Annotated in this window: 23 protein-coding genes; 7 read left to right on the top strand and 16 right to left on the bottom strand. The window is 40.3% G+C overall.

Annotation, left to right across the window (positions count from 1 at the left end):
* Positions 1 to 383: 383 nt before the first annotated feature.
* The 4 genes from frdD to frdA are packed head-to-tail and all read right to left on the bottom strand — an operon-like array spanning position 384 to position 3696.
* On the bottom strand, positions 384 to 731 hold the full coding sequence (gene frdD, locus V6W77_RS10975; RefSeq protein ID WP_025236929.1) for a fumarate reductase subunit FrdD: 348 nt from the start codon (positions 729 to 731) through the stop codon (positions 384 to 386).
* 13 nt (positions 732 to 744) lie between these two features.
* Complete coding sequence (gene frdC / locus V6W77_RS10970; protein WP_025236930.1) at positions 745 to 1137, bottom strand: fumarate reductase subunit FrdC; 393 nt, start codon at positions 1135 to 1137, stop codon at positions 745 to 747.
* Between the two features lie 9 nt (positions 1138 to 1146).
* On the bottom strand, positions 1147 to 1878 hold the full coding sequence (locus V6W77_RS10965; protein ID WP_025216380.1) for a succinate dehydrogenase/fumarate reductase iron-sulfur subunit: 732 nt from the start codon (positions 1876 to 1878) through the stop codon (positions 1147 to 1149).
* A gap of 18 nt (positions 1879 to 1896) precedes the next feature.
* On the bottom strand, positions 1897 to 3696 hold the full coding sequence (gene frdA / locus V6W77_RS10960; protein WP_334235719.1) for a fumarate reductase (quinol) flavoprotein subunit: 1800 nt from the start codon (positions 3694 to 3696) through the stop codon (positions 1897 to 1899).
* A gap of 332 nt (positions 3697 to 4028) precedes the next feature.
* On the opposite strand from frdA, the gene epmA reads away from it, so the two are divergent.
* Together epmA and rarD are read left to right on the top strand one after the other, a co-directional pair.
* On the top strand, positions 4029 to 5012 hold the full coding sequence (epmA, locus tag V6W77_RS10955) for an elongation factor P--(R)-beta-lysine ligase (RefSeq protein ID WP_025236932.1): 984 nt from the start codon (positions 4029 to 4031) through the stop codon (positions 5010 to 5012).
* A gap of 83 nt (positions 5013 to 5095) precedes the next feature.
* Positions 5096 to 5992, top strand: coding sequence for an EamA family transporter RarD (gene rarD, locus V6W77_RS10950; protein ID WP_334254643.1), 897 nt, complete (start codon positions 5096 to 5098; stop codon positions 5990 to 5992).
* 6 nt (positions 5993 to 5998) lie between these two features.
* Here the strand turns inward: rarD and V6W77_RS10945 are convergent, their stop codons facing one another.
* Positions 5999 to 7174, bottom strand: a complete 1176-nt coding sequence (locus V6W77_RS10945; RefSeq protein ID WP_334232305.1) for an MFS transporter — start codon at positions 7172 to 7174, stop codon at positions 5999 to 6001.
* Between the two features lie 180 nt (positions 7175 to 7354).
* Between V6W77_RS10945 and V6W77_RS10940 the strand changes: the two genes are divergently transcribed.
* Positions 7355 to 9370 (top strand): BCCT family transporter, encoded by a 2016-nt coding sequence (locus tag V6W77_RS10940; protein ID WP_334254642.1) that lies wholly within the window; start codon positions 7355 to 7357, stop codon positions 9368 to 9370.
* Between the two features lie 76 nt (positions 9371 to 9446).
* On the opposite strand, the gene V6W77_RS10935 is transcribed toward V6W77_RS10940, so the two are convergent.
* Both V6W77_RS10935 and murJ read right to left on the bottom strand, forming a co-directional pair.
* Entirely contained in the window at positions 9447 to 9908 is a 462-nt protein-coding gene (locus V6W77_RS10935) for a methyltransferase family protein (protein ID WP_334254641.1), read from the bottom strand.
* On the bottom strand, positions 9909 to 11486 hold the full coding sequence (murJ, locus tag V6W77_RS10930) for a murein biosynthesis integral membrane protein MurJ (RefSeq protein ID WP_334254640.1): 1578 nt from the start codon (positions 11484 to 11486) through the stop codon (positions 9909 to 9911).
* A gap of 265 nt (positions 11487 to 11751) precedes the next feature.
* On the opposite strand from murJ, the gene rpsT reads away from it, so the two are divergent.
* Positions 11752 to 12015, top strand: coding sequence for a 30S ribosomal protein S20 (gene rpsT / locus V6W77_RS10925; RefSeq protein ID WP_025236938.1), 264 nt, complete (start codon positions 11752 to 11754; stop codon positions 12013 to 12015).
* 112 nt (positions 12016 to 12127) lie between these two features.
* Here the strand turns inward: rpsT and mscL are convergent, their stop codons facing one another.
* From mscL to V6W77_RS10905, 4 genes are all read right to left on the bottom strand, one after another.
* Positions 12128 to 12523 (bottom strand): large-conductance mechanosensitive channel protein MscL, encoded by a 396-nt coding sequence (gene mscL / locus V6W77_RS10920; RefSeq protein WP_006251148.1) that lies wholly within the window; start codon positions 12521 to 12523, stop codon positions 12128 to 12130.
* Between the two features lie 131 nt (positions 12524 to 12654).
* On the bottom strand, positions 12655 to 13182 hold the full coding sequence (hemG, locus tag V6W77_RS10915) for a menaquinone-dependent protoporphyrinogen IX dehydrogenase (RefSeq protein WP_334254639.1): 528 nt from the start codon (positions 13180 to 13182) through the stop codon (positions 12655 to 12657).
* Positions 13182 to 14666 (bottom strand): TrkH family potassium uptake protein, encoded by a 1485-nt coding sequence (locus V6W77_RS10910; RefSeq protein ID WP_025236940.1) that lies wholly within the window; start codon positions 14664 to 14666, stop codon positions 13182 to 13184. Before V6W77_RS10910 ends, hemG begins: the two co-directional genes overlap by 1 nt.
* 3 nt (positions 14667 to 14669) lie before the next feature.
* Positions 14670 to 15281, bottom strand: a complete 612-nt coding sequence (locus V6W77_RS10905; RefSeq protein WP_334254638.1) for a YigZ family protein — start codon at positions 15279 to 15281, stop codon at positions 14670 to 14672.
* Between the two features lie 111 nt (positions 15282 to 15392).
* Here V6W77_RS10905 and fmt point away from each other — a divergent pair, with 111 nt between their 5' ends.
* The 3 genes from fmt to V6W77_RS10890 are packed head-to-tail and all read left to right on the top strand — an operon-like array spanning position 15393 to position 18437.
* Complete coding sequence (gene fmt, locus V6W77_RS10900) at positions 15393 to 16343, top strand: methionyl-tRNA formyltransferase (protein ID WP_334232944.1); 951 nt, start codon at positions 15393 to 15395, stop codon at positions 16341 to 16343.
* Between the two features lie 18 nt (positions 16344 to 16361).
* Positions 16362 to 17837 carry a molybdate ABC transporter ATP-binding protein ModF gene (gene modF, locus V6W77_RS10895; protein WP_334254637.1) on the top strand — a complete coding sequence of 492 codons (1476 nt, stop codon included), beginning with the start codon at positions 16362 to 16364 and terminating at the stop codon, positions 17835 to 17837.
* Complete coding sequence (locus V6W77_RS10890; RefSeq protein WP_334254636.1) at positions 17838 to 18437, top strand: acyl carrier protein phosphodiesterase; 600 nt, start codon at positions 17838 to 17840, stop codon at positions 18435 to 18437.
* Between the two features lie 188 nt (positions 18438 to 18625).
* Here the strand turns inward: V6W77_RS10890 and lipA are convergent, their stop codons facing one another.
* The 5 genes from lipA to V6W77_RS10865 form a co-directional block, all read right to left on the bottom strand.
* Positions 18626 to 19621, bottom strand: coding sequence for a lipoyl synthase (gene lipA / locus V6W77_RS10885; RefSeq protein WP_283386684.1), 996 nt, complete (start codon positions 19619 to 19621; stop codon positions 18626 to 18628).
* Between the two features lie 14 nt (positions 19622 to 19635).
* Positions 19636 to 20289, bottom strand: coding sequence for a lipoyl(octanoyl) transferase LipB (gene lipB / locus V6W77_RS10880; RefSeq protein WP_334254635.1), 654 nt, complete (start codon positions 20287 to 20289; stop codon positions 19636 to 19638).
* Positions 20290 to 20348: 59 nt separating this feature from the next.
* The gene (gene ybeD, locus V6W77_RS10875) at positions 20349 to 20645 is read right to left on the bottom strand and encodes a DUF493 family protein YbeD (protein ID WP_025236947.1); all 297 of its coding nucleotides are present in this window, start codon (positions 20643 to 20645) and stop codon (positions 20349 to 20351) included.
* 114 nt (positions 20646 to 20759) lie between these two features.
* On the bottom strand, positions 20760 to 21938 hold the full coding sequence (locus V6W77_RS10870) for a serine hydrolase (RefSeq protein WP_025236948.1): 1179 nt from the start codon (positions 21936 to 21938) through the stop codon (positions 20760 to 20762).
* Between the two features lie 24 nt (positions 21939 to 21962).
* Entirely contained in the window at positions 21963 to 22541 is a 579-nt protein-coding gene (locus V6W77_RS10865; protein ID WP_025236949.1) for a septal ring lytic transglycosylase RlpA family protein, read from the bottom strand.
* Between the last annotated feature and the right edge of the window lie 16 nt (positions 22542 to 22557).

The raw sequence follows: 22557 nt of genomic DNA, 5'->3' as shown, positions 1-22557 counted from the left end.
AAACTTAAAAAAGTTAAAATGAATTTCTAGTTAGCACCTATTAAGACTTCAAAATTAAAAAATATTTTTAAAATCAAGTCAATCAACAAGTGCCCACACAGATTGTCTGATAAATTGTTAAAGAGCAAAATAAAACGACGCACCGGAATCAAACTTAATCTCTTCACAACAGTGCGTCGTTGTGTGGGGTGCATTATAGAGAAATCTAAAATGAACGCAAGTGTTTTTTGCAAAAAATTTTAAAAAAGATCTTTTTTGAAGATATTTAATACAAAGCGATCATTTTATCAGCAGAATTCATAATGTTTGCAAATTTCTTTGTAAACTCGACCGCTTGTAAAAAGATAAAAAAGACCATCTCTATGTAAGATGGTCTTCCAAAATTAGATCTGAACTACAGCGATGATCACTAGGATTGTATATAAGATAGATAATCCATAGAAAATCACATTACCCGCCGGTGTGTGAACTTTCAGATCGTGCAAGCCGTGATGGATACGGTGCATACCCGCCCACATTGGGAAAATAGCTAATGCCATAATAGTCAGTTTTCCGATGCAAGTATGGGCAAAAGCAATAATATTATCAGGCGAAACTAATCCAAACGGTAACAATAAGCCGATAATAAAAATTACTACAGGAAAAAATAATGCACTAATCATACCGCCAGCACTAAAGAGTAACCAGACAGGTGGTTCATTTGAACGTTTTGGGTTTTGATCTAAACTCATTTTCTTCCCCTTCTTAAATATAAACTAAGATTAATGCAATTAAGCTAATTACACCTGTTGCAGCCCAAAGAATGTTTCTTCCGACAGAAACCGGTAGATGTTTACCTTTTACCATAACTGACATCACTTCAGGCGTCATTACATAAAGTGTTGCCGCGTGGTAAAACATTGCTGCAAGCGAGATGATATTTAGTACAACCACAAATGGATTTTGTAAGAAATCTACAAAGTCGGTTGCAAATGTGCCTTTACTTAATGCAACTGCACCATAAAATAGTACGATACAGAACCAAACCGTTGGAAGACAGGTCGCTTCACGCACCATATACATTTTGTAGAAATCAAGTTTTTTCCACCAGCTTGCTTTCATTCCTCGAACATAAGGTCTACGTTTTGTTGCTGACATTTCTTCCTCCTATCTCGGTTTGATCATTGAGATAACATAATCTTTTGCACTTTCTAGCTTGCCTTGGTTCACGGCTGAAGCAGGACCAACGTGTTTCGGACAAACTTCTGAGCAGTAGCCCACAAAAGTACAACTCCACACCCCATTTTTACTGCTGAGCAATTTCATTCGCTCTTCACGTCCGTTATCACGGTTATCCAGGTTATAGCGATGAGCTAATGTAATTGCCGCAGGACCGATGAACTCAGGGTTTAAACCAAATTGCGGACAAGCTGCATAGCATAAACCACAGTTAATACACATTGAGAATTGACGATACTTCTCTAACTGTGCCGGTGTTTGTTTAGTACGCTGACCTTCCGGTGCTTTGTTATCAATCACATAAGGTTTAATTGCCTCAATGCTATCAATAAAGTGGCTTAAATCCACTACTAAATCACGCTCAATCGGGAAGTTAGCAAGCGGTTCAATTCGCATAAAGCCGCTGTAATCACGTAAGAAAGTTTTACACGCCAGTTTTGGTTTACCGTTTACCATCATCCCACAAGATCCGCAGATCGCCATACGGCAAGACCAGCGATATGAAAGCTCAGGCTCAAGCTCGTCTTTAATGTAACCCAGTGCATCTAATAGTGAAGTTTGGCTATCATAAGGCACTTCATATCTATCTAAATGTGGCTCGCTATCTGATTCCGGATTGTAGCGTAGCACTTCGATGGTCATTTTATCTAAATTTGCCATTTTCTCGCTCCTTCTCTATTATTGTGCTTGAGCTTCTGCTGCTTTTTTCGCTTTTTCTTGTGCTTCCGCTTCTGCACCGTACACACGTTTAGCTGGTTGTGATTTAGTAATCTTCACATCGCTATATTTAATGGTTGGTGTACCATCTGCGTTATAGAAAGCCTGTGTATGTTTCAAGTAATTCACATCATCACGTTCAACATAATCTAAACGTTGATGTGCACCACGAGATTCTTTACGTTCCACCGCAGAGCAAGCAATAGACTGAGCAACATCTAAGATAAAACCTAACTCAATTTTATAGAGTAAATCGGTGTTAAACACGCTTGATTTATCTTTCACGCTAATATTTTTATAACGCTCTTTTAACTCTTGGATTTTATTCACAGTAGCTTCCATACTTTCTTGTGTACGGTAGATACCACAACCTTCTTCCATTGCATCGCCCATTTGGTTACGAATATCAGACCAAGATTCATTTCCTTCTTGATTTGCTAACGAATGTAAACGAGCCACAATATCTTTTGCTTGAGCATCAATTTGTGGTTGATTACGAGAAGTTACTTCCAACGCACGGCGAGCTGCATTTTCACCCGCAACTTTACCAAATACCACTAATTCTGCTAGGGAGTTAGAACCTAAACGGTTTGCCCCGTGTAAGCCTGATGATGCACATTCACCTACTGCAAATAAGCCTTTAATTGACGTTTCTGCATTCATATCCACTTCAATACCACCCATTGTATAGTGAACAACAGGACGAACTGGAATTGGAGCTTTCGCAGGATCAACGCCTTCATAAGCTTTCGCTAATTCGCAGATAAACGGTAAACGTTCAAGTAAATATTTCTCACCTAAATGACGTAAATCTAAGTGAACTACATCAACACCTTTTGCAGTTTTTAAGGTATTGCCTTTACGCCACTCTTGCCAGAACGCTTGAGAAACTTTATCACGCGGACCTAATTCCATATATTTGTTTTCCGGTTTGCCGATTGGCGTTTCAGGTCCTAAACCGTAATCTTGTAAGTAGCGATAGCCATCTTTATTCACTAAGATACCGCCTTCACCACGACAACCTTCCGTCATCAAAATACCGGTATTCGGTAAGCCGGTTGGGTGATATTGAACGAATTCCATATCACGCAAAGCCACACCGTGACGATACGCCATTGATAAACCGTCGCCGGTTACAATACCGCCGTTAGTATTGAAACGATAAGTACGACAACCACCACCAGTTGCAATCACAACTGCATTTGCGTTGATTTGCACTAAAGTTCCTTCCATCATATTCATCGCTACACAACCGCGAGCTTCGCCATTGTCGGTTAAAATATCCAGTACGAAATGTTCATCAAAGCGGACAATGTTCGGATATTTAATCGAAGTTTGGAATAAAGTGTGTAAGATGTGGAAGCCGGTTTTATCTGCAGCAAACCAAGTACGCTCAATTTTCATTCCACCGAAACGGCGAACGTTTACTTCACCGTCTTCACGACGACTCCACGGACAACCCCAACGCTCCAACTGTGTCATTTCAATCGGTGAATGCTCCACAAAATACTCCACAATATCTTGCTCACATAACCAGTCGCCACCGCCCACTGTATCATTAAAATGATTATCGTAAGAATCGGTATCTTTAATTACAGCTGCTGAGCCACCTTCTGCTGCCACTGTATGGCTACGCATCGGGTAAACTTTTGAAATTAAAGCAATTTTCAGATTTGGATTTGCTTCAGCCGCTGCAATGGCAGCACGCAAGCCACCACCGCCGGCACCGATAATCGCCACATCAAAATTAACACTTTGCATAATGCACTCCGAAAGTTAAATAAACTTATTCATTAAAAGTGGTTCTATTTTGCCACTATTTAATCAATCAGATAAGCCGTTTTTACAATTTATTAACATAAAAAGTGCGATTTTGTGATCTACCTCAAAAAAGGTAACTAAGCATAACAAAGGTATTGAGAATGGCTCTTAATTGGAGAGTTATAAAGAGAAAATTTCTAATGTTTAAAATGAGAAAATATAATTTGTTGCAGAAAAGTTAAAAAACTCGCTTTATTTTTTCTTGCTCGATAACTAGGGCGATACGTTTTTTTAGGCTAAAATAGTGATATATTTTCAAGCGGTCATTTTTTATGAATAATTTACAACTCGATAACATTGATTGGCAACCTACCGCCTCAATCCCTCATCTCATTCAACGTGCTAAAATTATTGCTGAATTGCGTAAGTTCTTTACCGATCGTGGCATTTTAGAAGTAGAAACCCCAATTTTAAGTGAATTCTCGGTTACTGATGTACATCTTTCTACGTTCAGCACACAATTTTTATCGCCGTTTAGCAGCGAGGCGAAAACACTCCATTTGATGACAAGCCCTGAATACCATATGAAGCGTTTGCTTGCGGCAGGCAGCGGTCCGATTTTTCAAATTTGCAAAGTGTTCCGTAATGAAGAAGCAGGCAAACGCCACAATCCTGAATTTACAATGTTGGAATGGTATCGTCCGCATTTTGATATGTATCGTTTAATCAATGAAGTGGACGATTTACTACAACAGATTTTAGATTGCGAACCGGCGGAATCTTTTAGCTATCAATTTGTATTCCAAACCCACGTTGGGTTAGATCCGCTCTCTACCCCTAAAGCCCAATTAGTCGAAAAAGCAAGAAAACACGGTTTGCAATGTGAAGATGACGAAAATCGTGAAACCTTACTGCAATTTTTATTCAGTGAAGTAGTAGAGCCAAATATCGGACAAGATCGTCCAACAGCGGTTTACCACTTCCCTTCATCTCAAGCCGCGTTAGCACAGATAAGCTCGGAAGATCACCGTGTTGCCGAGCGTTTTGAGTTTTATTACAAGGGCTTAGAACTCTGTAATGGTTTTCACGAATTAGACGACGCAAACGAGCAAATCCATCGCTTTGAGCAAGACAATTTACAACGAGAAAAAATGGGGCTTGAACCACAACAGCTAGACGTGCGTTTCCTAGCGGCTCTCAAAGCAGGTTTTCCAAACTGTTCGGGGGTCGCACTGGGAGTAGATAGGCTCTTAATGCTTGCGATGAATGCAAAGAAAATTGAAGAGGTCATTTCTTTCGGTATCGAAAAAGCCTAGTTTTTTATGGCATTTTGTTATTTGCAATTTGCAAAAAAATCAACAAATATGACCGCTTGTACACTCTGTTTTAGGAAAGCAAAATGAATATTTCAGGCAAATTACAAGGTTGGCACTATGCTCTGCTGTGTTATTTGACGTGGGGAATGTTTCCAATCTATTGGTATCCGATTAATCAATCGGGAATGCCTGCCGAGCAAATTTTAGCTCAACGGGTGGTATGGTCTGCCGTGTTTGCCATTATTCTATTGCTAATTTTCCAACAGGGGCGAGCAGTAATCAATGCCTTCAAACAGCCCAAAGTGTTGGGAATCTTCTTCCTTTCTTCTTTTATGATTGGCTTGAACTGGCTGGCTTATTTGTGGGCGATTACTAACGAGCATATTTTAGATGCCAGTCTCGGCTATTTCATTAACCCTATCTTGAATGTATTTGTTGGCTATCTGGTACTAAAAGAACAATTAAATAAGGCTCAATTACTTTCTGTTGGTTTTGCGATTGCAGGCATTTTATGGCTGGCAATTCCTGCGGGACAAGTGCCTTGGGTGGCACTCATTTTAGCTGCCAGTTTCTGTATTTATGGACTGATCCGCAAACTCGCCCCAATGGAACCATTATCGGGCTTAGCCCTTGAAACCTTGCTGATGTCGCCTTTTGCAATAGCCTACCTTTGCTTTTGTTATAACCAAAACATCTTAGTATTCGGCGAACTCAATAGTTTGCAAATGACGGTACTACTCTGCTCAGGAGCTGCCACCACCATTCCACTACTTTGGTTTGCAATGGGGGCAAGACGCATTTCAATGTCTTTACTCGGTATGTTGCAATACATCTCACCTTCATTACAATTTTTATGTGGCGTGCTGATCTTTAATGAAAAACTCTCTGCCGAACGTTCGGTTGGCTACATTTTGGTTTGGATTGGTGTCATTATTTTCTTACTCAGTATGAAAAAAGCCAGAGCAAAAGCCCAACACTAAAAAGCATTAAATATTTCGTTTCGGCAAGCCTAATGCAGCAAAGCCTAGCAACGGCAAATAGGCACAGACTTTAAAAATAGCATCTAAGCCGTATTCGTCAGCAAAAAAGCCTAATACAGCAGCACTTAAACCGCCAATACCAAACATTAAGCCAAACATTGTACCTGAAATCAGCCCAACTCTACCCGGCACCGCTTCTTGAGCATAAACCACCATTGCCGAAAACGCCGATGACATAATAAAGCCGGCGAAAATCGCACATACAATCGTCCAAAACAAATCGGCGTGAGGCAATAATAATGCAAAAGGTGCCATTCCTAAGAAAGAGAACCAAATTACCGCATTTCGTCCGATCTTATCGCCAATCGGTCCGCCGGCAAAAGTGCCTACTGCAACCGCCCCCAAAAATACAAAAAGATAGAGCTGTGCAGTTGCCATATTCAACTGAAATTTTTCCATTAAATAGAAGGTAAAATAGTTGCTGAGGCTGGCGATATAAATAAACTTCGCTAACATTAATAAGGCAATAATTAATAATGCTCTGGCTAATAACTTGCCGTGCAAACGTTGCTGAATATGGTTTGATGAAACAAATAATGGCTTGGCTTCATATTTCACCCAACGACTCACTTTATATAAAATCCACAATGCTAATAATGCAAATGCCACAATCCAAATCACTGCATTTTGCCCTTTAGGCACAATAAATAACGCAACCAAGAGCGGACCTAACGCCGAGCCACTATTTCCTCCTACTTGGAAAAGCGACTGAGCCGTGCCAAATTTACCGCCTGATGCCATTCTAGCAACCCGAGAGGCTTCAGGGTGAAAAGTGGCTGAGCCAATACCCATTAAAGCTGCCGCGATCAGCAATACTCCAAAGTTGGGAGCGAAGGCAAGTAAAATCACAGAGAAAAGGGTGATTAACATACCTATTGGTAGCAAATTCGGTTTTGGGTATTTATCGGTATAAAGCCCGATACCCGGCTGAATAATAGATGCGGTAATTTGGTAAATTAACGAAATCATACCGATTTGAGCAAAACTCAGTTGATAATTTTGTTTCAGCATCGGGTAAATTGAGACCATTACCGCCTGAATTAAATCATTCAGCAAATGAGAAAGGGAGATCAAAAGTAAAATGGGTAAAACCATTTTGGGAGCACTATGTTGTGTATGCATTGTCTTTTTGTTTTTATAAATAAAAAATATTCTACTCACAAATAATGAATGTGCAAGCGGTTGCTTTTTACGACTTTTTTACAAAAGTTATGCTTATTACAAATTCCACCTAATTTGTCATTTTTATAACTTTTTGCTATATTCGGACTTCTGAATAATAAATGATAGAGGTAAATACCATTGGATTTCATCAAAAAATTACAAACAGGAAGTACCTTTAAAGCACCTATCTTCCTTCCTAGTGTCTTTTTTGTCGGCTTTGTGGCGATATTCTGTATTGTCTTTCCTCAGACTGCACAAGCCTCCCTCGATGCAATTAAAAATATCCTTTTTAAAAATTTTAGTTGGTTCTACATTTTTGCCGGCTCAATCTTTTTTCTGTTTCTGATTTTTCTTTCTGTCAGCCGCTTAGGCGATATTAAATTAGGGGCAGATACTGATGAACCTGAGTTTAGTTTTGGCTCTTGGATTGCGATGCTATTCGCCGCCGGTATGGGTATCGGATTAATGTACTTTGGCGTTGCTGAGCCGATTCTGCATTATCTCAAGCCTGTACACGAAAATTTAACGCAAGCAGAACGAGCAAAAGAAGCGATGGTTACTACTTTCTACCATTGGGGAATTCACGCGTGGGCAATTTATGGCGTAATCGCCCTCGCTCTGGCTTACTTTGGTTTTAGATACAAATTACCACTTACGGTTCGTTCCGGCTTTTACCCTCTACTAAAGCACCGTATTTCAGGCTTTTGGGGACATACGATTGATGTTATCGCCCTTTGTAGCACTATTTTTGGTTTAACTACCACGCTCGGCTTCGGGGTTATGCAAGTGAGTGCCGGCTTTAATAACTTAGGGTTAATTGAAAACAGTGGTTTTGCGGTGCTTGCCGTAATGGTTATTGTGGCGATGTCATTAGCCGTATTCTCTGCTATTACAGGAGTTGGAAAAGGCGTTAAAATTTTAAGTGAAATCAATCTAACCCTTGCGGGCTTACTACTGATTTTTGTCATGATTACGGGTCCAACGCTATTCCTCTTCTCAAGTTTAACCGAGAATTTAGGCTACTACTTTAGCTCATTGCTAGAACTCAGTTTCCGAACATTCGCTTATGAGCCTGAAAGTCAAGGCTGGTTAAGTGGCTGGACAGTTCTCTACTGGGCGTGGTGGGCTTCTTGGGCTCCGTTCGTCGGCTTATTTATCGCTAAAATTTCCAAAGGCAGAACCATTCGTGAATTTATTTTAGGCGTGTTATTCGTACCATCGCTGTTTAACATTTTATGGATGACCAGCTTTGGTAGCTCTGCTATCTGGTTTGATCAACAAACCGCTGGAGCATTAGCTGAAGTAAGCAATAACACAGAACAACTACTCTTTACACTCTTTGAGCAACTACCTTTCGGCACAATTGCTTCTTTCATTGCCGTTGTCGTAATCTCAATTTTCTTCATTACCTCCGCGGACTCAGGTATTTTTGTACTTAACAGTATTGCCTCACAAGGCGAAGAAAAAGCCCCGAAATGGCAGACTATTCTCTGGGGTGTGATATTAGCAGTATTGGCACTGTCATTGCTTTATTCAGGCGGTTTATCATCGCTACAAACAATGACGTTGATTATCGCTCTACCATTTACATTCATTATGCTTATTCTCTGCGTTGGCTTATGGAAAGGCTTAATGGTTGATAACCAATACTTCAATAAAAAACTTTCTCAAGGCAGCCAAAATTGGGCTGGAAAAGATTGGAAACAACGTTTGGAAAAAATTATTAATCCAAGCAAACAACAAGATGTTCGCCATTTCTTTATTAAAGTTGCAAGACCTGCTTTCCTTGAATTAATTGAGGAATTTGAAAGCTATGGCTTAACCGCAAAAATGAATTTTACCAACCAAACCAACCCTAAATTAGAGTTTGAGGTGGTAAAAGAGAATTTACGCAATTTCATCTACGGTATTGAAAGCGTACCACGCCAATTATCTGATTTAGTGGTAGGCGATGATAACTTACCAAATATTGAAGAAAATATGGTTTACGAGCCAATCACCTACTTCCTAGACGGGCGAGAGGGCTATGATGTGCAGTATATGACCAAAGCAGAATTAATTGCCGACGTGCTACAACAGTATGAACGCTTTATTAATTTAGCGATGGATAACTCGCACAACTTAATGACGGCTGATGTCAATAATTTAGACTAAGTCTTAAACGATTAAACAAGCGGTTAGATTTTCGGAAAATTTTGCAAATTTCCATTAAAATCTAACCGCTTGTATTTTAAAGCCAACGTCTCACCCGACTTGCATAATCTAAATAACGTTGTCCAAATTTTTGGGTGAGAATTTGTTCTTCCGGTTTAATTTGGAAATAGGTAATTAGCCCAATGAATAGAGGCAAAACAAACCACGCAAAAATCGATCCAAGCCACAACGCCCACGCAATTAAGCCTAATAGTAATGAAAGATACATCGGATTTCGGCTTTTACGATAAATCCCCCAATCCACAATCTGAAAAGTATTTTGTGGCTGAAAAGGGCTAGATGTTGTTTCTGCTTTTCTCATCGTAACTACCGCCGATATGGCAATCACTAACCCAATTACCGCAATCAATGCTCCCAATATAAATATTATGGGGTGTTGATAATTAGGTAAATGGACCGGTAAAACTCGCCCAATCCACCACATTAACGCAGCACAAAATAGAAACCAAACCAGCGGTGGTACTTTCAATTTCAACATTTATTCCGCGGCTCTAAAGTCTTTTTTACGAATACCTAAGCTAATAATGGCTACAAAATAACTACCGGCGGCTAAAATCATCAACCAAATCAACCAATAAATTTTCTGCCATAGCGTCATTAACGCCCAAGTTTCAATCGCCGGTGTGAAATAAGCCAATAACGCCCCCATCACACAAGCTGCAATCAGTAGTTTTAACACAAAAATAATGGTGGTGCGGCTTACTTTATAATAACCACTTTTTGACAAGTGGAAGTAAAGCAAACTCACATTCACTAATGCCGAACAAGCCGATGCCAATGCTAAGCCGATATAGCCCCAAAACGGAGCGAAGGCTAATCCGAAAAAGATATTGCTGATGGCGGCAATAATCCCTACTTTCACCGGCATTTTCGTGTTTTGATGAGCATAGAAACCGTTCGCCAACACACTAATCAGCATATAGCTGTTTAGTCCTAAACACATAACATAGAGCGGATAAGAGGTCGCCAGCACATCTTCAAAGCCAAATTTGCCTCGCATAAACATTGTCATAATAATCGGCTGAGCAAGCACCGCCATTCCGATCATTGCCGGAATACCGAGCAACAATACCATTCTCACGCCCCAATCCATTGTGTTTTGAAAGTTTTCGCCACGCTGTAATTCGGTCAGATCTTTATTTTTGGCAATGCGGGAAAGGCTCGGCAGCACTACGGTGGAAATCGCAATGCCGAATAAGCCGAGTGGAAACTCAATGAGGCGGTCGGCGTAATACATCCAGCTAATCGAACCCGTAATCAAAAATGACGCAATCACTTGATTGAGCAATAAGTTTAATTGGGTAACTGAAACGCCAAATAAAGCAGGAATCATCAATTTACGAACTTTCGTTACCCCTTCATCTTTCCACGCCCATTTTGGCTTAACCAATAATCCCTCTTTTTTCATAAACGGAATTTGGAACAGGAATTGCAACAATCCGCCTAAAAATACCCCCCACGCAAGAGCAACATCCGGCGAGTCGAAATAATCTCTACCCAGTAACGCCACACCAATAATTGCCACATTCAGCAATACCGGCGAAAACGCCATTACGCCAAACTTTCCGATGGTATTAAGCACTGCTCCGGACAATGCTACGAAGGTGATAAACCACAAATAAGGGAAAGTGATTTTCAGCAAAAAGGAAGCTTGGGTAAATTTTTCCGCATTCGGTCCGTCATTCAGCCAATCCAAAAACCAGCCTGTTCCGAATAGGGCAGCCACCACAGGCGAGGCAACCATTGCCACAAGGGTAACAATAGTTACTAAGCCTCCCAATGTACCCGATACTTTAGCGATGAATTCTCTGGTTTTGTTTAGGTCATTATCGGCATTATATTCCGCCAACACAGGAACAAAGGCTTTGGAAAATGCCCCTTCGGCGAACAAACGGCGGAGAAAATTAGGAATGCGGTTGGCGAATAAGAAAATATCGGCACTCACACCTGTACCTAACAGAGTTGCTACCACAATGTCGCGAATTAACCCCAAAATACGTGAAATTAAGGTCATTCCGCTTACGATCATTCCTGATCTTAAAAGTTTTTTGCTCATAATAAAGAGTGTAATATTGGTAAAATTATTGAAAAATCAGACCGCTTGTAGTGCGATCCTAAAAATCGATCATAATTTTAGCAGTTTGTTATAGGAAAATCAGAAAAAAACTGTTAAAATCTCGCCCTATCGTTTTCTATCAGAAAAACGGTGTTATTTTCAAGCACGTGTCTCGTTGAAAATGAATTAAAAACTATCGATAGGCAATATAAACCGAAAATCGGTTTATATCTAATTTTTACACAGATATTTTAGGAGTTTGACCTTGGCTAATATCAAGTCAGCAAAAAAACGTGCGGTTCAATCTGAAAAACGCCGCCAACACAACGCAAGCCAACGCTCAATGATGCGTACATTCATCAAAAAAGTATACGCAGCAGTAGCGACAGGTGATAAAGCAGTAGCAACAGCCGCTTTCGTTGAAATGCAAAAAGTCGTAGACCGTATGGCGTCTAAAGGCTTAATCCACGCTAACAAAGCCGCTAACCACAAATCTAAATTGAGCGCGCAAATCAAAAAATTAGCGTAATATCGAATAGATATGAAAAACCGACTAGCGATAGTCGGTTTTTTCATTTTCTAAAGCTAAAGTAAAAAGGCTATTTTAGTAAGTTCTAAAATAGCCTTTTTAAATCAGATAATTATTTTTTCAATAAATCGCGGATTTCTGTTAATAATTTCTCTTCTGCTGTTGGCTCTGCAGGTGCTTCTTCTACAACAGGAGCTTTCTTCAGTGAATTAATCACTTTCACCATACCGAATACAGCAAGTGCGATAATTAAGAAATCAAATACGTTTTGGATAAATGCACCGTATTTAAGCATTACGGCTTCCGCACCTTCTTTAGCTGGTGCAATTTCAATAGCAAGATCTTTGAAATCTACACCACCGATTAACCAACCGATTGGTGGCATAACTACATCGCTCACTAATGACGATACGATTTTACCAAATGCTCCACCGATGATCACACCGACAGCCATATCAACAACATTGCCTTTTACGGCAAATTCACGAAACTCTTTTAAAATACTCATTTGGGCTTTCCTTTAGTTTAATTAGGTTAAAATGTGATCCTCATCAGATCAGAGGACGGCTATTATAATCAAAAATTTGAAAATTTATACCTATTACTCAAATTCCCATTTTTTGATCTAAGTCATTAGAATTATAACCGGTTGCTCAATTTTTTGCCAAAATTTTCTACTTGTTGCCAATTGGTATATTCATATTCTTTGCGAGTGTCCGTTTCGCCTTTGGTGATTTTCATAATAAAACGAATCATCATACGATCAAACCAAGTATAGCGTGGATAAAGTAACGCTCCGGCAAACACTTCCACATCAGTCGGATGCCATTTCACCCTCGCTAAAAATTTACGCACGTAGGTATTAGTTTCCGGTGTACTTCGATTCTCTTTACGAGCAGTTAAATTCACACCGTAAAAAGCGGTTTTCTTCTGATTTAACGCCACATAATGCCGTTCCACAAACTGATAAACCAACGGATTAAAATGCCCATAGCGAATTGAAGCCCCAATCACAATTTGATCGGCATTTGCAATTTTTTCGGCAAAATTGACCGCTTGATCTTTGAGAGAAATCAACTCAACCTCGTGAGTGATGTTTTCCGCCAGTCGCTCGGCAATTTTTTTCGTTTGACCATCGGTCGTAAAATAGAGAATTAGAGTTTTCATTAGTCTTTCCAAAATACAGGGCTTAAAATAACCAGTAAGGTAAATACTTCCAAACGCCCGCATACCATAGCAAAAGTGAGAACCAGCTTGGCACTGTCCGGCACTTGGGTGAAGTTGCTACTCACACTACCTAGTGCAGGACCTAAATTATTGAGCGTGGCAATCACTGCATTTAAAGCATCAAAGGTTTCCATTCCGCAAGCAATTGAGGCAAGCCAGCAAACGACAAACACAAAGAAATAGGCGGAAAAAAACGCCCAAATGCCGTCTACAACACGTTCCGAAAGCACGTGTTTGCCTAATTTGATTGGTTGAATTACATTCGGGTGGATATAACGGTGGATTTCACGTTTACTTTGCAAATAGAGCAACAATACCCGAATTACTTTCAAACCTCCACCTGTTGAGCCGGCACAACCGCCAATAAATGATGCAAGCACCAGCAAAGTCGGTAAAAAAGAAGACCATTGGCTGAAATCATTGGTAGTAAAACCTGCGGTGGTAGAAATCGAAACCGATTGGAATAACGCTTGGCTAATAGTTACCGAAGCATTATCAAAATAACTGTACGCCATTAGCACTATCGTACAAACCAAAAACAGTCCAAATTGTACCATTAAGAAGAAGCGGAATTCGTAATCGCCCCAGTAAAGACGACTTAAAATATCCCCTCTTTTTCTGGATTGCTTATCACGCAAGCGGTCAATTACTGCGAAATGCAAGGCAAAGTTACAGGCAGAAAGCAGTAAGAAAAAGACAGTAATATAGTTAATCGCCGGGCTATTGAAGTAGCCGATACTGGCATCGTGGGTGGAAAATCCACCAATCGAAACCGTTGAGAAACTATGTGAAATCGCATCAAAGGTACTCATTCCTGCCAGCCAAAAGGCAAAAGCACATAATAAAGTTAAACTGAGATAAATCATCCACAACGCTTTCGCCGTTTCTGCAATACGAGGTCGCATTTTTTGCTCTTTGAGCGGACCGGGCATTTCGGCACGGTAAAGTTGCATTCCACCAATACCAAGTAATGGGATAATTGCTACCGCTAATACGATGATCCCCATTCCGCCTAGCCATTGTAAGAATTGGCGGTAGAACAAAATCGCTTTCGGGAGACTATCTAACCCTGTAATTACCGTTGCCCCAGTGGTGGTTAAGCCGGAAAAAGATTCAAAAATGGATTCCGCCACATTGAGATCGGGGTTTTCTAAAATAATAAAAGGCACAGCCCCCAGCAGCCCTAACACGACCCAGAACAGAACTACAATTAAAAAACCTTCTCGGGAGCGTAGCTCATTTTTATTATGGCGACACAACCACCAAAGCAATGTGCCGACTAAAAAATTCAAGGCAAAGGCTTCTAAAAAGGCTCGCCCACCGCCATCGCCATAAATCAGGGCAACTGTTGCCGGCACAAGCATTGTGAACGAAAAGCACATCACTAAAATGCCGACAATACGAATAATGGAAAAAAATTGCATAAATTAGATATCTTCTTTAATTAAAGTCAGTTTGCCCGAAAAACGCTGGGTAAGCTCATCAGAAAATGGCTCAAAGTCTATCGGGTTAAAAGCGAGCAATAAATCCACTTTCTCCCCAAAATGTTGCTCTATAATATCAATATCTCGTCCGCTAATTAGATGCGAAATGGTATTAAACTGCTCATATTCACACTGCAAGCGGTAGTTTTTTCGCAAAACTTTGCGAACTCGCTCTAGTTGCAATAATGCCTGCTGAACGCCGTTGCCGTAAGCTTTTACCAACCCACCGGTGCCAAGCTGAATGCCTCCGTAATATCGCACCACCACCGCAGTAATTTCTCCCAAGCCCGATCCCAATAAGTAATTGAGCATAGGCTTACCTGCTGTGCCTGAAGGTTCGCCATCATCAGAAAAGCCGTATTGTTGGGAATCATTCGGCGTGCCGGCAACTGTTGCCCAACACCAGTGGCGAGCGTGCGGATGCAACATTTTCATCTCTTGCCAAAATGCCTTTGCCTGCTCCATTCCTTCTGTATGGCGGAGATAGGTAATAAAACGGCTTTTTTTAATCTCTTCTTCAAAAATTGTATCCGCTTTGGGGATAAAAAATTCCATTGTTTGTATCTCTTAATTTTAACCTTGTAATAATACCACATTAAAGCCACTTTTTATTTGTGCTGTTTAGTGGTTTAATAACCCTTTCATTGATAACTGAACAAATACACTATGTCAAAACTCAATATTATCTTTGCCGGCACGCCTGATTTTGCCGCTCAACATTTACAAGCTTTATTAAATTCCGAACATAACGTGATTGCCGTTTACACCCAACCGGATAAACCGGCTGGACGAGGCAAAAAATTACAAGCAAGCCCGGTAAAACAGCTTGCTGAAGCTCATAACATTCCTGTTTTTCAACCGAAATCGCTCCGTAAAGAAGAAGCTCAAGCAGAACTTAAAGCCTTAAATGCGGATGTAATGGTGGTAGTAGCTTACGGTTTAATATTGCCTGAAGTGGTATTAAATGCCCCTAAATATGGTTGCTTAAATGTTCACGGTTCACTCTTGCCACGTTGGCGTGGAGCAGCTCCAATTCAGCGTGCTATCTGGGCGGGGGATACTGAAACAGGTGTAACCATTATGCAAATGGACATTGGCTTAGACACTGGCGATATGCTACATAAAGTAACAACACCGATTGAGCCTAATGAAACCTCCGCCTCACTTTACGCCAAACTTGCCGAGCTTGCTCCTCCTGCGTTACTTGAGGTATTAAATGGCTTAGAAAATCAGACATTCAAAGCGGAAAAGCAAGACGAAAGCCAATCTAACTATGCGGAGAAACTTTCTAAAGAAGAAGCAAAATTGGATTGGAATTTATCTGCTATACAGCTAGAGCGTAATATCCGAGCCTTCAACCCGTGGCCTATTAGTTTTTTAACGTTAGAGGTGGAAGGAATTGAACAAAGCATTAAAGTTTACCAAGCAACTGTCTTACCTCATCAAAACAAGCCCACTGGCACAATCTTAAGTGTAGATAAAACAGGCATTCAAATTGCAACTCAAGAGGGTGTGTTGAATATCACTCAACTTCAACCCGCAGGCAAAAAACCAATGTTGGTGCAAGATTTCCTCAATGGTAGAGCGGATTGGTTTAAAGTAGGCGAACAACTTTAATTTCAGAGAAAAATAAATATGCACTCACAACATTTAACCATTAAAGATGCTCAATTTTCGCTTGCTGAACATCAAAAGCTAACCATTGATGAACTCACTATTCAACCAAATACCTTTTGGGTAATTGTAGGCGGCAACGGCTCGGGCAAAACAGCTTTTTCTCTTGCCTTACAAGGCAAACTCTCGCTATATTCAGGGCAATATGAAAACCGCTTTCAAAATATTCAGCTACTCTCTTTCGAGCAACAACAAAAAATTATTGAGCAGATTTTCAAAGATCGTAACAACGATACTATCTCCCCCGATGACTTCGGCTTAACCGCACGCCAAGTGATTTTAAACGGTAGCTCTAAAACCGCATTATGTGAGGAATATGCAGCAAAACTGCATATTCAGTACTTACTGGATCGCCCTTTTATTCATCTCTCCACAGGCGAAAGCCGTAAAGTGCTATTTTGCCAAATGTTAGTCAGTGAGCCTGATTTACTGATTTTAGATGAACCATTTGAAGGCTTAGATCAGCAATCTGTAAGGTATTGGACGCAATTAGTTTCCGAACTTCCCTCAAAAATGGCGTTGGTCCTGATTGTCAACCGTTTCAATGACATTCCTGATGCCGCTGATCATATTGCCTTGTTAGATAACTTATCACTGATTTTGCAAGGTCATCGAGCAGAAATCGAACAACAAGCGGTCTATTCTCAGCTAAAATTTGCAGAAGAAAATGTAAATGTACCACTGCCGGAAAGTGCTGCTCCACTTACTTCTCTACCTGAAAATATCAATCCGTTTGAGCTGGAAAATGTGAATATCCAATATGGAGAGAAGAAGATTTTAGATAATCTCAGCTGGACGGTTCACCCTAAACAACATTGGTGGATTAAAGGACCAAATGGGGCGGGTAAATCAACCCTGCTGTCAATTATTACCGGCGATCACCCGCAAGCTTACGCCAACAAAATCCGCCTGTTCGGTCGCCAACGAGGCAGCGGCGAAACCATTTGGGATATTAAGAAAAATATCGGCTACGTCAGCAGTCAATTACATATGGATTATCGGGTAAATTGTGCGGCGATTGATGTGATTATTTCCGGCTTTTTCGACAGCATTGGCGTTTATCAGCAGATCCCAAACAGCTTACAGCTCAAAGCAATGGAGTGGCTGGAACGGCTGAATTTGGCGAACGTGGCGAAAAAACCGTTCCGCTCGCTCTCGTGGGGGCAACAACGCTTACTTTTGATTACCCGAGCAATGGTTAAACACCCACCGATTTTAATTTTGGACGAACCGCTGCAAGGCTTGGACGGCATTAACCGCAAACTGGTGAAACAGTTTATCGAACAGCTCGTCAATAACAGCCAAACCCAGCTTTTGTTTGTTTCCCATCAAGACAGCGATGCCCCAAACTGCATCACGCATCTGTTTGAATTTGTGGCGAAAGGGGAAACGAATGAGTTTGGATATGAATATCAGCAAACAGAACTCGGGGCATAAATGAATTTTCTTGCTCACTCATTAATTTCGTTTGAAATTGATGCAAAAACCAACCAGCAAACCTTATATGGCAATTTTTCCGGCGATTTTTATAAAGGCTTAATTCACAACCTTGACTTAGCTGATGATTTAAAAAGCGGTGTCGTATTGCACCGCCTAATTGATAAAATTTGCGACAGACAAGATAGTTTAACCGCTAGATTACTACGAGATAGCTTCGGACTTTATAAAGGCATTGTATCAGATATTATGATTGATCATTTTTTGGCTAAAAATTTTCAATCATTATTTGGTAAAGATTTGAATGCAATTCAAAGCAAAATCTTTCAACAAATCAATCAACATCGAGCCATTTTTCCTGAAAACTTTATGCCAATGTTTAATTGGCTGGAAGCTCGCAATGCATTGAGTAGTTATGCTGACTTGGTTTTTTTAGAAAAAGTATTCTTAGGAATGTCATCAAGAGTTAAAAAGGGATACATTTTAAGAAATGCTGTGAGCGAAATTCAGAAAAATTATACCCTTTTAGAAGAAATGTCGATTAAAGAATTTTTCATAGTAAAAGAGAGAGCAATCCAAGAATTTAGCAGAATACTTTAGCGATTATCTCGGATGTCCTTGAATTTATAGATCTTTTCTCTTATCCTGTCTGATCGTAATTCTCAACAAAAATTTATACGACATCAATTTATGGAAGGATAAAGTAGAGAAGCTACAAGCGGTGATATTTTCCTAAAACTTTGCAAATAGCAAAAACAAAGGGCGAATAATATTCACCCTTATCGATATTATTTCACCAATTCGCCTTTTGCTTGTAAGTCTGCGTGGTAGGAAGAGCGGACAAATGGTCCGCAGGCTGCGTGTTCAAAGCCCATTTTTTCAGCCTCTTCACGGAACATATCAAACTCTGCCGGCGGAACGTAACGTTCCACTTTGAGGTGGTGGCGGCTCGGTTGTAGATATTGACCGATGGTCAGCATTGTTACACCGTGGTCGCGTAAATCTTGCATTACTTCTAAAATTTCTTCGTTAGTTTCGCCAAGCCCCACCATTAAACCTGATTTGGTTGGGATATCAGGAAACTCTTGTTTGAAGATTTTCAGCAACTCTAACGACCATTTATAATCTGCTCCCGGACGAACTTCGCGGTATAAGCGTGGTACATTTTCCAAGTTGTGGTTGAACACATCAGGCGGATTTTGTTTCAGAATTTCGACCGCTTGTTCCACTCGTCCACGGAAGTCTGGTACTAAAATTTCCACTTTGCAGTTTGGATTTAACGCTTTGATTTCACGTACCGTTGCCGAGAAATGAGCCGCACCACGATCCGGCAAATCATCACGATCCACCGAGGTAATCACCACATATTTGAGTTTCATATCCTGCACAGTTTCTGCTACTTTGCGTGGTTCATCAGGATCAAGTGGGAGTGGCTTTCCGTGTGCCACATCACAGAATGGGCAGCGACGGGTACAAATTGCCCCCATAATCATAAAGGTTGCCGTGCCGTGATTGAAACATTCGTGTAAGTTTGGACAAGAAGCCTCTTCACACACCGAGTGCAAACCGTGCCTACGCATACCATTTTTGATGCTATCAATTTTTGCCGAGTTTGCCGGCAGCTTGATTTTCATCCATTCCGGTTTTTTGAGTAATTCTTGGTCAGGGTCGATATTTCGCACCTGAATCACTGAGGTTTTGGCGGCATCACGATATTTCACCCCTTTTTCCATTTTAAAAGGGCTCATTTTTTTTGCCGTAACTTGAGCTGTAGCCGTAACCATTAAAATTTTATATCCTAGTTGTTAATAAATTGTATGTCATTATAGCCCAAAATCGCACTAAAGTGGGCGACTAATTTGGGAGAAACCTCTTCACAAGTTAAATCCTTGTGGTTGATTAGCTCACTCAATTGGCACATTTCAAGCCCTGCGTAACCGCAAGGATTAATGTTTCTAAAAGGCGTTAAATCCATATTAATATTGAGAGCCAAGCCGTGAAAAGAGCAACCTTTACGAATGCGTAAACCAAGCGAGCAGATTTTTTTCTCATTCACATAAACACCCGGTGCATCAGCTTTTGGATAGCTCTCAATGCCATAATCAGCAAGCGTTTTCACGACCGTTTGCTCCAGTGCTGTAACTAAATCTCGAACCGATACCTCTCTACCTTGAGATTTCAGTCGCTTGATATCAATCAGCACATACATAATCTGCTGCCCTTCGCCGTGATAAGTAATTTGCCCTCCACGATCACTTTGCACCACAGGAATATTAGTTGAATTCAGCAGATGTTCAGGTTTACCTGCCGAACCTTGTGTAAACACGGCAGGGTGCTGAACCAGCCAGATTTCATCAAGCGTGTTCTCATCACGCCCATCTGTGAAGGCTTGCATTTGATGCCAAATGTCTTCGTAAGGTTGAATGCCAAGTTGGCGAATAATCAATTTCATTTTCTATTTTCCAACGTAACGTTATTGAAAAATTGAGGGCGAATACAATTCGCCCTTACTTATAACACCATTCTTACGCCGTTAATTTTAGCAAGTTCTGTGTAGAGCGTTTCTACTTGCTCGATATTTTCCGCAATGATATCAATAGAAACAGAGTTATATGTTCCTTTAGAGCTTTTTTGTTCACGAGGGTTGTAATCGCCTTTGGCATATTTTTGGGTAACCACCACTACATCATCAACTAAATCTGCACGGTTTGCTCCCACTACTTTAAAAGTGAAATTGCACGGAAACTCTAATAAATCTTTTAATTTTGCTTGTGGTAAGTCTTGTAAATTCACGGCTTTTGATTGCATTTTTTTATCCTTATTTTGTAAACGGTAAGCGGTGAAATTTTGCAAATTTTTTGCAAAATCACACCGCTTGATTTTGTACGACACTAAATGGGGATGAAATTTTTAATTACAAGATTAATCAAATAAGCTCTTCACAGTTAAAGCGATCCAATCCCACGCTTTGCCAAAAATACCGGCTTCCGGAACATCTTGTAGTGCTTGTAAGTTAGTGCTTGCCACATCTTTACCATCTAATTGGTAAATCATTTTACCGACTACTTGCCCTTTTACTAAAGGAGCTTCAAGGTTTTTCTTCTCTAACTCATAACGAGCTTTTAAGTCTGCCGCTCTGCCCTTTGGAATGGTTACAAAACTATCTTGTACCGAACCTAACTGCACTTTGTTTACTTCACCATAATAAACACTTTGCTCTGCAACAGATTGTGCCGCTGGAAGTGATTTGATAGTCTCAAAATTGGCAAAACCCCATTGGAGTAATTTTTTACTTTCAACTTCACGCCCTTTATAAGTTGGCACGCCCATTACAACAGAAATCAAGCGAGTATTTGGATTAACCGCTGAAGCTACTAAGTTATAACCGGCTTTATCAGTATGACCTGTTTTCAAACCATCAACTTGAATTGTTTTATCCCACAATAAGCCGTTGCGGTTTGGTTGTGGTTTTTTGATGTTATATTGAAACTCTTTTTCTGCGTGAATTTTGTATTCTTCAGGGTGGTCGCGAATAATATGAGCTCCGATAATTGCCATATCACGAGCTGAAGAATATTGCTCCGGGTGATCTAAGCCGTGCACCGTCGTAAAATGTGTATTTTTCAACCCGAATTGCTGTACATATTTGTTCATTTCATTAATGAATGCGGCTTCAGAGCCGGAAACGTGTTCCGCAAGAGCTACAGATGCATCGTTACCTGACACGATAATCAAGCCTTTCATTAAATCTGCAACAGAAACTTTAGTGTTTAAATCTAAGAACATTAATGAAGAGCCCGGAAACTTTTGTGCCCAAGAGTTTTCCGTAACTGTAACCATATCGCTATTGCTGATTTTCCCTTCTTTTAATGCTTCGCCTACCACATAGCTAGTCATCATTTTCGTTAATGATGCCGGATATTGACGTTGGTCAGGGTTTAAGCTCACTAATACTTCTCCGGAGTTGTAATCCATCAAAATATAAGTTTGTGCATTAATTTGTGGAGCTTGTAGGTTAAAGTTGGTATTTAAATCAGCGTAAGCAATGCTTGATACCGCAAGACTAACAACACTGAAGGCTTTCACTAATGTTTTTTTCATAAATTCGTCTAAATTCCTCTTAAATTAATACAGAGCATAAAGGTCTTTTGTTACATTTGCATTTTTATTTACTACTGCAATTTTTACCTTAGCTGTACCTGAATGATGCATACCAATATGCTTAGCCGCCGCTGATGATAAATCAAGCACTCTTGCGTGAGCATAAGGTCCTCTATCATTTACTCTCACAACCACTGAACGCCCATTGCGTAAATTAGTTACTTCAATCAAAGTACCAAAAGGCAAAGTTCTGTGGGCTGCTGTCAATTTTGCATTACTAAAGGTTTCACCATTTGCCGTGCGGCGACCATTAAATTTATTGGCGTAATAACTTGCCACACCTGTTTGAAAATGTTTGCTGATAACCTGTTTATGAAGATTCTTTGGCGATTGTTTGTTAATCGTTGCTATCTCTTTTTTCACAGCTTTAGCCGTTACTTTTTGAGCAATTTTTGCCGTCTTTTTTGTTGCTTTAGAAGCTGTTTGCTTCTTTGTTGAGATACTCGACTTAGCTTTTGAATCCTTTGTCGCAGCAAAAGAATTTAATGAGCTAAAAGTCAGAAATCCAGCTAACAACAGGGTTACAATTTTACCTAATCTCATATAAGTTTTTTCCTCT

Source organism: Mannheimia indoligenes, from assembly GCF_036880405.1.
Lineage (GTDB): Bacteria > Pseudomonadota > Gammaproteobacteria > Enterobacterales > Pasteurellaceae > Mannheimia > Mannheimia indoligenes.
Note: the sequence above shows the minus strand (reverse complement) of the source record. Positions and strands in the feature narration are given on the sequence as shown.